This window comes from Vreelandella indica, assembly GCF_037070225.1.
GTDB classification, from domain to species: Bacteria; Pseudomonadota; Gammaproteobacteria; order Pseudomonadales; family Halomonadaceae; genus Vreelandella; species Vreelandella arctica.
On sequence record NZ_JBANSO010000001.1, the window covers coordinates 26,224 to 39,997 of the forward strand.

At 59.9% G+C, this 13,774-nt stretch carries 11 protein-coding genes and 2 pseudogenes; 8 read left to right on the forward strand and 5 right to left on the reverse strand.

Translation table 11 applies throughout. From position 1 onward, the window contains the following. Positions 1-78: 78 nt before the first annotated feature. The 6 genes from V8L71_RS00140 to V8L71_RS00165 all read left to right on the forward strand — a co-directional run bounded on the left by V8L71_RS00140 (position 79) and on the right by V8L71_RS00165 (position 6,984). Positions 79-858: an SDR family oxidoreductase gene (locus tag V8L71_RS00140; protein WP_431313158.1), complete on the forward strand. Its 780-nt coding sequence runs from the start codon at positions 79-81 to the stop codon at positions 856-858. A gap of 60 nt (positions 859-918) precedes the next feature. Then, complete coding sequence (locus tag V8L71_RS00145) at positions 919-1,143, forward strand: metal-sensing transcriptional repressor (protein ID WP_336272876.1); 225 nt, start codon at positions 919-921, stop codon at positions 1,141-1,143. 59 nt (positions 1,144-1,202) lie between these two features. Then, a complete protein-coding gene (locus V8L71_RS00150) occupies positions 1,203-2,312 on the forward strand; it encodes an S-(hydroxymethyl)glutathione dehydrogenase/class III alcohol dehydrogenase (RefSeq protein ID WP_003291553.1) in 1,110 nt (369 codons plus the stop codon). Positions 2,313-2,355: 43 nt separating this feature from the next. Next, the gene (locus tag V8L71_RS00155; RefSeq protein ID WP_101146948.1) at positions 2,356-2,754 is read left to right on the forward strand and encodes a VOC family protein; all 399 of its coding nucleotides are present in this window, start codon (positions 2,356-2,358) and stop codon (positions 2,752-2,754) included. A 185-nt stretch (positions 2,755-2,939) separates the two neighbouring features. After that, the gene (locus V8L71_RS00160; RefSeq protein WP_336272877.1) at positions 2,940-4,274 is read left to right on the forward strand and encodes a DUF3422 family protein; all 1,335 of its coding nucleotides are present in this window, start codon (positions 2,940-2,942) and stop codon (positions 4,272-4,274) included. A gap of 58 nt (positions 4,275-4,332) precedes the next feature. Continuing rightward, positions 4,333-6,984 carry an excinuclease ABC subunit UvrA gene (locus tag V8L71_RS00165; protein WP_336272878.1) on the forward strand — a complete coding sequence of 884 codons (2,652 nt, stop codon included), beginning with the start codon at positions 4,333-4,335 and terminating at the stop codon, positions 6,982-6,984. Positions 6,985-7,104: 120 nt separating this feature from the next. On the opposite strand, the pseudogene V8L71_RS00170 reads toward V8L71_RS00165, so the two are convergent. Both V8L71_RS00170 and V8L71_RS00175 read right to left on the reverse strand, forming a co-directional pair. Further along, positions 7,105-7,458 (reverse strand): annotated as a pseudogene (locus tag V8L71_RS00170) (integrase core domain-containing protein); the annotation flags it as partial. 24 nt (positions 7,459-7,482) lie between these two features. After that, positions 7,483-8,136 (reverse strand): annotated as a pseudogene (locus tag V8L71_RS00175) (IS256 family transposase); the annotation flags it as partial. An 18-nt stretch (positions 8,137-8,154) separates the two neighbouring features. Between V8L71_RS00175 and V8L71_RS00180 the strand changes: the two are divergent. Then, positions 8,155-9,999 carry a monovalent cation:proton antiporter-2 (CPA2) family protein gene (locus V8L71_RS00180; RefSeq protein ID WP_336272879.1) on the forward strand — a complete coding sequence of 615 codons (1,845 nt, stop codon included), beginning with the start codon at positions 8,155-8,157 and terminating at the stop codon, positions 9,997-9,999. A gap of 291 nt (positions 10,000-10,290) precedes the next feature. Here V8L71_RS00180 and V8L71_RS00185 read toward each other — a convergent pair whose 3' ends face one another. Continuing rightward, positions 10,291-11,619 (reverse strand): DUF3422 family protein, encoded by a 1,329-nt coding sequence (locus V8L71_RS00185; protein ID WP_336272880.1) that lies wholly within the window; start codon positions 11,617-11,619, stop codon positions 10,291-10,293. 244 nt (positions 11,620-11,863) lie between these two features. Between V8L71_RS00185 and V8L71_RS00190 the strand changes: the two genes are divergently transcribed. Then, positions 11,864-12,685, forward strand: coding sequence for a CmcJ/NvfI family oxidoreductase (locus tag V8L71_RS00190; RefSeq protein WP_336272881.1), 822 nt, complete (start codon positions 11,864-11,866; stop codon positions 12,683-12,685). A 48-nt stretch (positions 12,686-12,733) separates the two neighbouring features. On the opposite strand, the gene V8L71_RS00195 is transcribed toward V8L71_RS00190, so the two are convergent. Then, the gene (locus V8L71_RS00195; RefSeq protein ID WP_336272882.1) at positions 12,734-13,114 is read right to left on the reverse strand and encodes an LLM class oxidoreductase; all 381 of its coding nucleotides are present in this window, start codon (positions 13,112-13,114) and stop codon (positions 12,734-12,736) included. A 66-nt stretch (positions 13,115-13,180) separates the two neighbouring features. Beyond that, complete coding sequence (locus V8L71_RS00200; RefSeq protein WP_336272883.1) at positions 13,181-13,702, reverse strand: LLM class flavin-dependent oxidoreductase; 522 nt, start codon at positions 13,700-13,702, stop codon at positions 13,181-13,183. Positions 13,703-13,774 lie beyond the last annotated feature (72 nt).

Below are 13,774 nucleotides of genomic sequence, written 5' to 3' on the forward strand. Positions count from 1 at the left end.
AATAGCATAATCCAATCATTTCCATTTATTGAGATCAATCATGGGTCTAAAGTTTGCGCACTGCCAGGTTAACCAACCATGGCGAAGTATAAAACCACCGATGAGGTTCTTAGCATGAGCAATAACATTTCTGGAAAAGTTGTCGTTATCACCGGTGCCAGCAGCGGCCTGGGTGAGACTACTGCACGCCACCTTGCTGCGCTTGGCGCTCGCGTAGTGCTGGCTGCACGCCGCAAAGATAAACTCGACGCATTGGTGGCTGAGCTGACCAATGCAGGTGGTCAGGCAATCGCGTATCAGACCGATGTCACCTCTCAGGAAGAGGTCAAAACACTCATTCAAGGTGCCGTGGACACCTACGGTCGCATTGATGTACTGATCAACAATGCCGGACTGATGGCGATTGCACCGCTCAGCGATACTCGCACTGACGAGTGGGATCGCATGATCGATATTAACATCAAGGGTCTGCTGTACGGAGTCGCGGCTGCATTGCCAGTCTTCCAGAAACAAAACAGTGGTCACTTCATCAACATCGCATCGGTTGCAGGCGTGAAGGTGTTCAGCCCGGGTGGCACCGTGTACAGTGGCACCAAGTTTGCTGTGCGGGCTATCTCCGAAGGACTGCGTCACGAAGTCGGTGGCAGCATCCGCACCACGACTATCGAGCCGGGCGCCGTGGACTCCGAACTGAAATTCGGCAGCACCCACCAACAGAGCCGCGATTTCGTGGTGGATTTCTACAAGCATGCAATTCCCGCCGAATCCGTCGCGCGAGCTATCGCCTTCGCAATTGAGCAGCCTGCTGACGTGGATATTAACGAGATCGTTCTGCGCCCAACCGTGCAGGAATTCTAATGAGTTGAGGGCCTGTCTCTTCGGCGTCAGGCCCCGCTTATCTGGAGTGAAAAGCGGTGAGTGCCACATGGCCCGGAAGAAAAGAAGCAAGCGCTCGATGCAGGTGCTGAATGCCCTGCAATTCTTCAGCAGCTTGCGGCTGTTCGTGGAGCTGTCAACGGATTGATGGCAACGGTTCTGGAGAGCTATCTAAGGGAAGAGTTTCCCAGTAGCGAAATCAGGAGCGATTTGCAGAACAAGTCCATTGACGAGACCATTTCCATCGTCCGCTCCTACCTGCGGTAGAGGCGCCAGGGTACCCTCGGTGAGGGAAAACTTAGTTAGCTAGTAAAGGAAGCGACATCATGAAATCACGTGCAGCAGTTGCCTTCGGGCCTGGAAAGCCACTGGAAATCGTCGAGATCGACGTCGAGCCGCCGCGCAAGGGCGAGGTGCTTGTCAGGATCACGAATACCGGCGTTTGCCATACCGACGCCTTCACCCTGTCGGGCGAGGACCCGGAAGGCGTGTTCCCGGCGGTGCTGGGCCATGAGGGGGCCGGCATCGTGGTCGAGGTCGGCGAGGGCGTGACCTCGGTCAAGCCGGGTGACCACGTGATCCCGCTGTACACCGCCGAGTGCGGTGAGTGCCTGTTCTGCAAGAGCGGCAAGACCAACCTGTGCGTGGCGGTGCGCGCCACCCAAGGCAAGGGCGTGATGCCCGATGGCACTACCCGCTTCAGCTACAACGGCCAGCCGATATACCACTACATGGGCTGCTCGACCTTCTCCGAATACACCGTGGTGGCCGAGGTCTCGCTGGCCAAGATCAACCCGGACGCCAATCCCGAGCATGTTTGCCTGCTGGGTTGCGGTGTGACCACCGGCATCGGCGCTGTTCACAACACGGCCAAGGTTCAGCCGGGTGACTCTGTGGCCATCTTCGGCCTCGGCGGTATCGGGCTCGCTGCGATTCAGGGGGCACGCCAGGCCAAGGCAGGTCGCATCATCGCCATCGACACCAATCCAGCGAAGTTCGAGCTGGCTCGTACCTTCGGCGCGACCGAATGCCTCAACCCGAAGGACTTCGACAAGCCGATTCACGAGGTTCTCATCGAGATGACCGGTTGGGGTGTCGATCACACCTTCGAGTGCATCGGCAACGTCAACGTGATGCGCTCGGCACTGGAAGCAGCACATCGTGGCTGGGGCCAGTCGATCGTCATCGGCGTGGCTGGTGCAGGCAAGGAAATTTCGACGCGCCCGTTCCAGTTGATCACCGGTCGCACCTGGAAGGGCTCGGCTTTCGGCGGGGTCAAGGGCCGCACTCAACTTCCCGGCATGGTGGAGGACGCAATGAAAGGCGAGATCGATCTCGCCCCGTTCGTCACCCACACCATGGGCCTCGACGACATCAACAAGGCCTTCGACCTGATGCATGAAGGCAAGTCGATTCGCACGGTGATCCACTACTGATCGCCCACTACCCATTCAACGCCAACCACCAAGGAAATTAATCATGTCCACTCCTGTCATTTCTGGCGATGGCATCTTTTCGCACATCTTTATCGGCGCTGCCGACCTTCAGAAGTCGGTCGCGTTCTACGACGCCGCTCTGGGTGCTCTTGGCATCAAGAACCTCGGTCCTTTCAACAACGGATGGGTACTTTTCGGTCGCGAAAAGCCGGCTTTCATCATCGCCCGCCCGGGCAATGGTGAAGCGCCTTCCAGCAACGGCGTGACGATCGGCTTTGCGGCCGCCACTCCCGCTGAAGTGGATGCCTTCCACGCCGCCGGCCTTGCCGCAGGCGGCACTGACGAGGGCCAGCCTGGCGCACGTGGTCACCTGCCGGGTGCCTATGCGGCCTACCTGCGTGATCCGGCGGGCAACAAGATCTGCTCGTACACCTTCGTCTGAAAGCAAGGAAGCTGAGAGCGTTCTGACAGGGTCAGCACAAGCCTCTATTATACGGCGAGCCTGTTAGACGGACTGCGTAACGCGGTGCATGCTCATGAAGATCGGCCCGCAGCCATGTGCGAAACACATGGCGGCGGGCATTTGTTTTGAAGCGTGCTTTTCAACCAATGAGAAATGAGGTCGTTATGAAAGAGCCGGCCAATATCAATACGACGACCGTACAACCCACCCCAACCGCCACCGTGTACGGCATGCCGGCTTATGCCGATCGTGCTGCTGCCGTGGGTGAAGTGCATGCGCGCCCGCATCTGTTGCTTGAGGCCCCCCGGGGTATATTGCAGCTCGCTTTCATGACCGAAGGTGACCAGACCAGGGATCAGATGGCGATGAGCGAGTTGTCTCATCGCTTCGGCGTTGCCGAGCCCGACCACGCTACGCCGCTACACGGCATGACATGGGATGAGGGAGACCTTCACTGTGAAAAGCACACCGAGTTCTCCACGTATCTCTGGTGCGCTTCGCTGGATTCCAAGACGGGAGAGCCTTGCGGAGAAAATCCCTTCAAACATGGATTTGTTCCTCCGGGCCCGGTCATATCCGGCATCCGCTTGAGACTTCTTCCGTGGACACCAGAAACGGAGAAGGAGGCTGATCGCTTCGATCCTGCCAGCCTGTGCTACTCGCTGGTAGAGAACGGCTCTGCCGCCATCTTGACCGACTTCCGACAGGATGAGGATGGCCTGACGCAGATCCTCATCCTTGCTCGTGATTTGACCCCGGCGCGGGCAGGTGCGCTGGCTCAACGTCTATTGGAGATCGAGACGTACCGTACCTTGGCGTTGCTGTCTCTGCCGTTGACGCGATCGATGACGTCGGAGCTGCGACACATGGAGTCGCGCCTTGCTGCGATCACTGACGAGATGTGTACGAATTTGGTAGAACGCCGCGATAGCGACGTGCTGCTTTCCGAATTGACAGGTCTGGCCGCCGAACTGGAAGCTGGCGTCGCGGCAAATCTCTATCGCTTCGGCGCCAGCCGTGCCTACTACGAGATCGTCGAGGAAAGGCTGGCTGCGCTTTCAGAAGTGGCCGTATCCGGATACAGCACCTGGGCGGATTTCCTGCAGCGTCGCATCGCTCCAGCCATGCGGGAGTGCCAATCCGTAAAGGAGCGCCAGGCCAAGCTCTCCGACAAACTGACCCGAGCCATCGCGTTGCTGCGTTCGTGGATCGACGTCGAACTTGAACGCCAGAACCGCGATCTGCTGGCTTCGATGAACAACCGGGCCAAGTTGCAATTGCGCCTTCAGCAAACCGTCGAAGGCCTGTCGGTCGCGGCAATTTCTTATTACGTCGTGAGTCTTCTCGGCTACCTGCTCAAGGGCATTCCGCTCGTTCACGACAGCGTGGCGCAGGTGATGGCGGTTCTGGTACCTGCGGTGATGCTGACGATCTGGTGGATCGTCCGCAGGATAAGACACGCCCACAGCGACACGGCGGCGGAAGAGAAACCTTCCTGACGAGCTGCCGTCCTGGCGCGCGATAGCTGCGCCGTCCGTTTGAACAGAGGAGAACAACATGCCAAGCAATTCTTTCGGTGAATCCTCTTGTACCGCTGCGGCCAGCGGCCTCGTGCAGGTGCGTGGCGCGCGTGAGAACAACCTCAAAGAGGTGGACGTCTCTATCCCGCGGAATGCGCTGGTGGTGTTCTCGGGTGTCTCCGGCTCCGGGAAGTCCTCGCTGGCCTTCGGCACCATCTATGCCGAGGCGCAGCGACGCTACTTTGAGTCGGTGGCCCCCTATGCACGGCGCCTGATCGACCAGGCGGGCGTGCCGGACGTAGATGCGATCGACGGCCTGCCACCAGCGGTGGCGCTGCAGCAGCAGCGGGGGGCCAGCAATGCGCGTTCCTCCGTGGGCAGTGTGACCACCCTGTCCAGCCTGGTGCGGATGATGTATTCGCGCGCCGGCGCCTATCCCGCCAACCAGCCGATGCTCTACGCCGAGGATTTTTCGCCGAACACGCCGCAGGGGGCGTGCCCGACCTGCCACGGCTTGGGTCATGTGTACGAGGTGACCGAGGCGAACATGGTGCCCGACCCCTCCCTGAGCATCCGTGAGTGGGCGATTGCTTCCTGGCCACCCGCCTGGCAGGGCCAGAACCTGCGCGACATCCTGGTCAGCATGGGCTACGACGTTGACCGGCCGTGGAAGGACCTGCCAAAAAAGGATCGCGACTGGATTCTGTTCACCGAGGAAACACCAACGGTGCCGGTGTACGCCGGTTTCACGCCTGCCGAAACCCGCACCGCGCTCAAACGCAAGATGGAGCCGAGCTACATGGGCACCTTCACCGGCGCCCGGCGGTATGTGTTGCACACCTTTGCCAATACCCAGAGCGCGCTGATGAGAAAGCGCGTATCCCGGTTCATGGAGGGCAAACCGTGCCCTACCTGCCACGGCAAGAGGCTCAAGCCCGAAGCGCTGTCGGTTACCTTCGCTGGGGTGGACATCGGCGCGTTTATGCAGATGCCGCTGGACCACTTGGCGGCATTGCTCGAACCCATCGCACAGGGCGATTTCCGCGCCCATGCAGCGGGTGCGGCTACAGACAAGGAATCGACCCGGCGCGAGCGTGCCGAACGCGCTGCCACCGGCCATGCGGTCCATGCGGTATCGCCCGACGTGCGCCATACCTCCGCGCTGTCGGAAGAAAAGCGCCTCGCCGCGCAGCGCCTGGCTGGAGGCGTGATGGCGCGCCTGCACCAACTGCGCGAGCTAGGCCTGGGCTACCTGACGCTGGACCGGGCCACGCCGACGCTTTCGGCCGGCGAGTTGCAACGCTTGCGGTTGGCCACGCAATTAAGTTCCCTGCTGTTCGGCGTCGTGTACGTACTCGACGAACCCTCGGCGGGCCTGCATCCCTCCGACAGCCAGGCCCTGTACGATGCACTCGACCGGCTGCGCGACGCGGGCAACTCGGTGTTTGTGGTGGAGCACGACCTGGACCTGATGCGCCGCGCGCAATGGCTCGTGGATGTCGGGCCGGATGCCGGGGAGCGTGGCGGCCGCGTGCTCTACAGCGGCGAGCCGGATGGGCTGCGCAAGATTGCCGAATCGCGTACTGCACGTTACCTGTTCGACGAAATTCCCGCACCCGGAAGCCGAGCACGCGAAGCAACCGGCTGGTTGGAGCTGCAGGGCATCCACCGCCATAACCTGCATGGCGTGGATACGCGCATTCCGCTGGGCGTGCTGACAGCCGTTACCGGCATCTCTGGCTCCGGCAAATCCAGCCTCATCGCGCAGGCCCTGCCGGAATTGGTGCTGCTGCACCTGGGCCACGAGCCTGAAGACGATGCCGCCGAAAGCGCCACCAGCGAAGGGCCGGCAGTGGTCGAAGCGACCGGCGGCCATCTGGCGGGCGACGTGGACGCCATACAGCGCCAGGTGCAGGTAGACCAGAAGCCGATCGGGCGCACGCCGCGGTCGAACCTGGCTACCTACACGGGTCTGTTCGACCATGTGCGCAAGCTGTTCGCCGCCACGCCCGATGCCCGACGCCGCCGCTATGATGCCGGACGGTTCTCGTTCAACGTCGCCAAGGGGCGCTGCGAGACTTGCGAGGGCGAGGGTTTCGTTAGCGTGGAACTGCTGTTCATGCCCAGCGTGTACGCGCCGTGCCCGGCCTGCCATGGCGCGCGCTACAACGAGGCCACGCTGAAGGTGCAGTGGAACGGGCGCAACATCGCCGAGGTGCTGCAGATGACCGTGGACGAGGCCAGCGAATTCTTCGCGGGTGAAGACGCGGTGGCAAGGCCCCTGCAACTGCTGCGCGACATCGGACTGGGCTATCTGCCCCTGGGGCAACCGGCCACCGAGCTTTCCGGTGGCGAGGCGCAGCGCATCAAGCTGGCGACCGAGCTTCAGCGCAGCCAGCGCGGCCGAAGCCTGTACGTGCTCGACGAGCCGACCACCGGGCTGCACGCCTCGGATGCCGACCGGCTACTGGTGCAGTTGCAGCGCCTGGTCGATGCCGGCAATACCGTAGTGATGATCGAGCACGACATGCGTGCGGTGGCCCAAGCCGACTGGGTGATCGACGTCGGGCCAGGCGCGGGCGCTGCCGGCGGCAGCATCGTGGTGGCGGGCTCCCCTCAGCAGGTGGCCCGAAAGTCTGGCAGCCGAACCGCTCCGTTCCTGGCACGGGAGTTAGCGCGGGCCGAGTAGCTTAGTTCGCCAAATGTTCAGGCCATTTGGGTGCTTGCGACAATTAGGATGACCTGTTGATGACAACTATCTTGGCTAGTTGAGCGGCGTTTTTCAAGTTAGTTGTCACCATTGACCGTTTTAAGCGGCCTTTTTTTCTATCTGTTTAGTCTGCTGTTTTTCAGGATTCAGCGTTGTCGGTCCCACTGGTGTGCAGTTCCTAACCTCGCGGTTTCCCCAACGACTTGGGTTAGCTGCTTTAGCGGCTTCAATTCGTTCTTTGCATTGAGCCAGTATCGCAACATCCTGCCCTGTATGGCGCTGATGTGGCGTGACGAACCGCAACTTACTGTGCTTATGCTCGTAGTTGTACCACCGCGTAAACTTCAGCACCCATCCCCTTGCTTCATCAAGGCTTTTAAAGCCTGCTGATGGCCAGTCCGGCCGATATTTGCAGGTTCGGAACAGTGACTCTGCAAACGGATTATCGGAGTTATTGTCAAATCTGGTGTACGGACATCAGGCCACGTTCCTGTCTGATTGATCCTGTACTTGTTCGCCGTCCTTGAACTTCACGTTGTTGACCACGAGAGTCAGCAGATTAAATCCTTTGATCCGCTTCCAGTTCTTCTGGGCTGACTCCAGCAGCTTGTAGACCATCGCCAGCGTGGTCTCTCGCGAGCCGCAGTTTCGCGCTCGTTTGGTTCTCAGCCGGACAGTCGCGAACGTGGATTCGATCGGATTGGTTGTCCGGATGTGAACCCAATGCTCTGCCGGGAAGTCGTAGAACGCCAGCAGTTCTTCCCGATCCTTGCGCAGGCGCTCCATGGCACCAGGATACTTCGACTCGAAGCGAACCAGCGCCCGGTCAAAGGCTTTGTGTGCCTCGTCCTGTGTCTCTGCCATCCATATATCATGCAGTGCCGCCTTCACCTTGGGTTGAACGGACTTCGGCAGTGCAGACAGGATATTGGCTGTCTTGTGCACCCAGCAGCGCTGATGACGGGTATCGGGGTAACACTTGGCCACTGCTTTCCAGAACCCAAGAGCACCGTCACCGACCGCCAGCTTAGGACTTGTCGTCAGGCCTCGCTCACGCAGGCCCAGCAGCAGCTCTGACCAACTGGCTTCTGACTCGCGAAAGCCGTCCTCAACGGCGACCAGCTCCTTGTTCAGGCGTTTATATACCTGGTGGCTGCGGTCATCGCGGTGCCGCTGGCCAGGCGGCTCGGGCTAGGGTCGGTACTCGGTTACCTGGTGGCCGGTGTCGTTATCGGACCGGTGACCGGGCTGGTAGGCCAGGAAGCCGTCACCCTTCAGCATTTTGCCGAATTCGGCGTGGTGATGATGCTGTTCCTGGTGGGGATGGAGCTTGATCCCAAATCCCTCTGGGCCATGCGGGTCCGGTTGCTCGGCCTCGGCGGCCTGCAGGTCACACTGACAGCAGCCGCCGCCACCGGTTTTGCCTGGTCGCTGGGGATGGCCTGGCAAACCGCCGTGGCGGTAGGGTTTCTCTTCTCCCTCTCTTCAACCGCGATTGTCCTGCAGACGCTGACCGAAAAGGGCCTGGTCAAAACTGAAGGTGGCCAGAGTGCGTTCTCGGTGCTGCTCTTCCAGGACATTGCGGTGATTCCCATGCTGGCCGTCATCCCACTGCTGGCCGTGTCCGGAATCTCCGCCACCGATGCAGAGCAAGGGCACGGCAGCCTCAGCCTGGTTGAGAACCTGCCGGGCTGGGCGCATGGGCTGGCCGTCGTCGGTGCAATCGTGCTGGTGATTGTCTGCGGCCATTACCTGAGCCGGCCGCTGTTCCGCTACGTGGTGCAGTCCGGCATGCGGGAGGTATTCACTGCCACGTCCCTGATGCTGATTATCGGCATTGCGGCGCTCATGAGTCTAGTAAACCTGTCACCGGCACTTGGCGCATTCCTGGCCGGTGTGGTGCTGGCCAACAGCGAATTCCGGCACGAGCTGGAAGCCAATATCGAGCCGTTCAAAGGGCTGCTGCTGGGGCTGTTCTTCATTACCGTGGGCGCGGGAATCAATTTCGGCGTTCTGGCGGAGGCCTGGGATATCGTCTTGCTTCTCGCCCTGGCGGTGATCATTGGCAAGGCGCTGATTCTGGTTGGTCTGGCCCTCGCCTTCCGCATCCGCAGCAGTGATGGCTGGTTGTTCACTCTCGGGCTCGCCCAGGCCGGTGAGTTCGGGTTTGTCCTGCTGACCTACAGCACCCAGAACCGGGTGATCCCGGCGGACACCGCGCAGATGCTGTCACTGGTGGTGGCTCTGTCCATGTTCCTGACGCCGCTGTTGTTCATTGTCTATGACCGGGTAGTACTGCCACGCTATCAGAAGGCTTCCAATGAAGAAGCGGAGCCGGATGAGATAGAGGAGCAGGCGCCGGTGATCGTGGCAGGGGTCGGCCGCTTCGGGCAGATCGTCTGCCGGTTGCTTCGCGCCAACAACATTCCCAGCGTTGCCCTGGACCACGCCCTGGAGCAGATCGAAAACCTGCGCCGGATCCAGCTGAAAAGTTACTTTGGCGACGCCACCCGCATCCAGCTACTGGAAACCGCCGGCATTGCCGAGGCGCGCCTGCTCGTCGTCGCCATTGACGACAGGGATCGGGCCGTACGTTTGGTGCGTCACGTTAAACAGCTGTACCCGGGGGTCTGGGTGCTGGCCCGCGCCTTCGACCGAGGCCATGGTTACGAGTTGCGTGAGGCCGGCGCCGACGATGTGGTAAGCGAAACCTATTACTCCGCCCTGGAACTGGGCGGCGATGCCCTCACCGCCATGGGCGTCCACCCAGAGCGCGCCCGCCGGATGACCCAATCCTTTGTCGCCAGCGAAAAAGCCAATGAAGACCAACTGTTCAACGCCTGGCACAACATCGAGGAAGGCATCCACTTCAGCCCGCGCTACGGGGAGCTGTTCATGAAACTGGAAGAGTCGCTAGGGCACGCCATGCGCGAAGACGCCCGGCGAATCGAGGACGAAGCACCGGCGTGGACACCACCAAGGAACAGTGGTTGATCACCATAATAAAAGGCGGGTTGGATGAATTGTTCCGAAACGAATGTGGTTCTGCGGCTTCATGGTCACAAAAAGGAATGGGGGACGGCGTGAGCCGTTGACGACGGAAGGGACTGACTGCCAGGGATGGGGGTGACCTATTGGCTCTGACTGGCTAACTGGTGTCCCGGACGACCGGTGCACCGGCCAAGGTGAAGGTCGGGCCGCCGTCAAATGCCAGGGGGGTCGATTCAGCCGCCAAGTCCCCTTCGCCAAGGCGCCAGCCCATTCCGCGCTCAAGCCGCCAGGTCGTCAGTAAGATTTTTCCAACGCCGAGGGATCCTCGTGGGCATGTCTGATCCGACGAACCCTCCACCAGATCAACAGCATCACGACGGGTACCAGTACCGACATTACCGGTGTGACAACATCGTAAATGAATGGAATACCCTTCAGGAAATAGCCTGAAAGACTCACGACGTAATATGAAATTGCTGCCACAGACAGGCCTTCAACCGTTTGCTGAAGACGCAATTGCAGCTTGACCCGGTTATTCATCGACGCCAGCAAGTCCCGGTTCTGACGTTCCAGCTCGACATCGACCCAGGAGCGCAGCAGTGAGATGTCTCGGGTCAGTTCGTCAGAGAGTTTGGCCTGGCGCTCTTTAACCGAAAGGCAGGTTCGCATCGCAGGCGCAATACGACGCTGAAGGAAATCCCGCCAGGTGAAGTATCCGGATACGCCCTCCTCCGATAGCGCTGCCAACCTCTCTTCAACGATCTCGTAGTAAGCCCGGCTGGCGCCAAATCGATAGAGATTCGCAGCAACACAGGCCTCCAGTTTTGCAGCCAGACTGGTCAATTCTGACAGAAGGAGGTGATTGTCGCGCCGCGCTTCCGAGTCCGTAGACATCTCATCGGTCATCATGGCCAGTTGTGACTCCATGTTTCTCAGCTCCGTCCTCATTGATCTGGTCAACGGCAACGACAATAAGGCCAAGGTCCGATAGGTCTCGATCTCCAGAAGACGTTGCGCCAGCGCACCCGCTCGCGCGGGTTTCAAATCACGCGCAAGGATCAGGATGTGTGTCAGGCCCTCGTCATCCTGCCGAAAATCGGTCAGGATGGCGGCGTCCCCACTTTCTACCAGCGAGTAACAAAGGCTGGAAGGATCGAAGCGATCTACCTCCTTCTCAGTATCTGACGTCCATGGAAGAAACGTCAGGCGCACGCCCGATACCACCGGGCCGGGAGGTATGAATCCATGGTTGAAAGGATTCTCGCCTTTCGGTTCTCCGGTTTCGGGATCGAGCTCGGCACACCACAGATACGTTGAATACTCCGAGTGCTTTTCGCAATGCAAGCCTCCGTCTTCCCAGCTCAAGCCATGAAATGCGGTAGATTGGTCAGGCTCAGCCACGTGGAGACGACCAGACAACTCATTCATCGCCAACTTATCCTTAGTCAGATCTCCTCCAGTCATGAAAGCGAACTGCAACATCTCCCTCGGGGCCTGAATCATGAGGTGTGGGCGGGCATGCACTTCGTTGACGGCCGCAGCCCTATCGGGATAGGCCGGCATTCCATACACGGTGTCGGTTGAGGCCGGCTGATCGTTCGGAGGGTGGGTCGACTCGGTCATAATGACCTCAGGTTGACTGGTTGAGAGAATACTGAGTGGGGCTCTACTAACACTATAGCTCACTACGCGAAGGTGCACCCCGTGAGCGATTACGATGCGACGTAACATTTGACCAAAGAACAGGGCCAAGGCAGGGAAAGTTGCCGTCTGATGGCCTATACTTGGTAGTGAAGAACTCTAAAGCTATCGCGCCCCCACGATGACACCACACTCTGGACGCGTTCAGCGGACCAGGAGGTGTTTCTTGCAGCACTCAAAGGACATGCCCGCCAGCATTACCACGACGCTCACCTATCTGGTCAAGCATGACGCGAAGCCCTATGTGCATACCGAAGCCCTGACCGGTGACAGTGAACCGCACTACTTTGCAGAACAGGAGGAGCGCGACGTCACGATACACAACGGCCGACCGCTGGTAGACAGCCTTTCTCTGGACAAGCAGGGGTTCGAACTTCATCGGCGGGACACGGTGGTCGAAAACCTTTACGACGATACGTTGGTGGAAAGCGTCTACTACGCCGAAGTCGAGGCTTTGATCAAAGAGCTGACGGGTGCGAGCCGGGTCGTCATCTTCGACCACACCCGGCGTAGCGATGCCGAGCAACGGGGCATTCGAGGACCGGCCAGCCGCGTGCATAATGACTACACCGAGCGCTCAGGGCCTGAGCGTGTCCGCGACGTGCTGGGCAGCGAGCAGGCCGACACGCTGGCGGCGATGCCGGTAGCTCAGATCAACCTCTGGCGCCCCATAAGTGGGCCCGTCAAGCGTTCGCCGCTGGCCCTGCTGGACGCATCGACGCTCGACCCCGATGACCTGCTGGCCACCGACCTGGTCTATCCGGACCGTATCGGTGAGATCTACCACCTGGCGTACAATCCGCTCCAGCGCTGGTACTATTTTCCGGACATGCTCCGTGACGAGGCCTTGCTGATCAAAGGCTATGACTCGCGTCACGACGGCCGTGCCCGCTTCACCCCCCATACGGCCTTCCAGGACCCCCATACGCCGCCAGGAGCCCCGCCTCGAGAGAGTATCGAGGTTCGCACCCTCGCCTTCTTCGGCTAGATTTTGAACCCGGGCGGTGACCTCTCCCGTGCAGTTCCGGGCCGGCTTTTATGCCGTCATGGCGAAGTCAGGTAAAACGAACTGGCCGATTTCCTCAACGACCTCGCCGGCAGGGCGTTGGCCGTACTTCAAATTGACAATCACATGGTTTACGCCGATCTCCTGCAAACTGTGGAGCAGCGCAATAAGGTGATGCCGTCCCAGTTGATACCCCAGGTGGATCGGCCGTGGTGGTGTCTGCGGGTTATCTGTCAGGTCGAGGTAAAGTGACTGGGTGAAGGGTTTGAACAGCTCGCCACATTCATCACGAACCGCCGTGCGCCAGCTATCGACAACCACTTGCTGGGCCTTCGGGGGGCGCGGATAACTGATCCACCCATGACTGTAGCGGGCGATCCACTCCAGCGTCTGACGGCTATGGCCGGTCACGAAGAACGGAATTTCCGCTGTGGTTGGCTTGGGAATCAGATCGGCTCCCTGAAGCGTGCCGCCGGACTAGGACAAAGGCACGAAACTGCTGAGCTGAACCTCGCGAAATACCTTGAGGTATTCGCGGAACAGGCTGCCGCGTTGCTCGGGGTCGACACCGAATGCCGGAAACTCTACCGGACGGTCACCGGAAGCCACGCCGAGTAACAGACGGCCACCACTGAGCTGATCAACACTCGTTGCGGCCTTGGCAGTGTGTAGGGGATTACGGATTGGCAGGATGACCGAGGCGGTACCCAGCGCAATCGAGCGAGTGTGTGCTGCCATAAAACCCAGGTAGACCCAGGGATCGAACACCTGACCGGAATCACCGAAGCTGGGATCGCGTAACGGCACGTCGCGAAACCAGAGGGCAGAGAAACCCAATTGTTCGGCAAGTTGGGCCAAGCTTACCTGGTTGGCCATAGTTGGCATATCGCCGGTAAAGGCTTCGAGAGGGAAGAAAAGGCCCAGGCTCAGGCGGCCTTGGCGATAGGTGCGCTGAAAGCCAGCTTGTTGCTGATAGGGAATGGAATTCGGAGTAAACATGCCCTTTCCTCCATTTATTCCCGCTGCAAGGCCGCGGGATACAGCGGTACAGTCGAGTGCGACAAGCCTACC

Excerpts from the sequence above, each read along its gene's own strand:
- V8L71_RS00155 (WP_101146948.1), top strand. The coding sequence starts at position 2,356 with ATGTCCACTCCTGTCATTTCTGGCGATGGCATCTTTTCGCACATCTTT.
- V8L71_RS00165 (WP_336272878.1), top strand. The coding sequence starts at position 4,333 with ATGCCAAGCAATTCTTTCGGTGAATCCTCTTGTACCGCTGCGGCCAGC.
- V8L71_RS00200 (WP_336272883.1), bottom strand. The coding sequence starts at position 13,702 with ATGTTTACTCCGAATTCCATTCCCTATCAGCAACAAGCTGGCTTTCAG.
- V8L71_RS00150 (WP_003291553.1), top strand. The coding sequence starts at position 1,203 with ATGAAATCACGTGCAGCAGTTGCCTTCGGGCCTGGAAAGCCACTGGAA.
- V8L71_RS00185 (WP_336272880.1), bottom strand. The coding sequence starts at position 11,619 with ATGACCGAGTCGACCCACCCTCCGAACGATCAGCCGGCCTCAACCGAC.
- V8L71_RS00140 (WP_431313158.1), top strand. The coding sequence starts at position 79 with ATGGCGAAGTATAAAACCACCGATGAGGTTCTTAGCATGAGCAATAAC.
- V8L71_RS00160 (WP_336272877.1), top strand. The coding sequence starts at position 2,940 with ATGAAAGAGCCGGCCAATATCAATACGACGACCGTACAACCCACCCCA.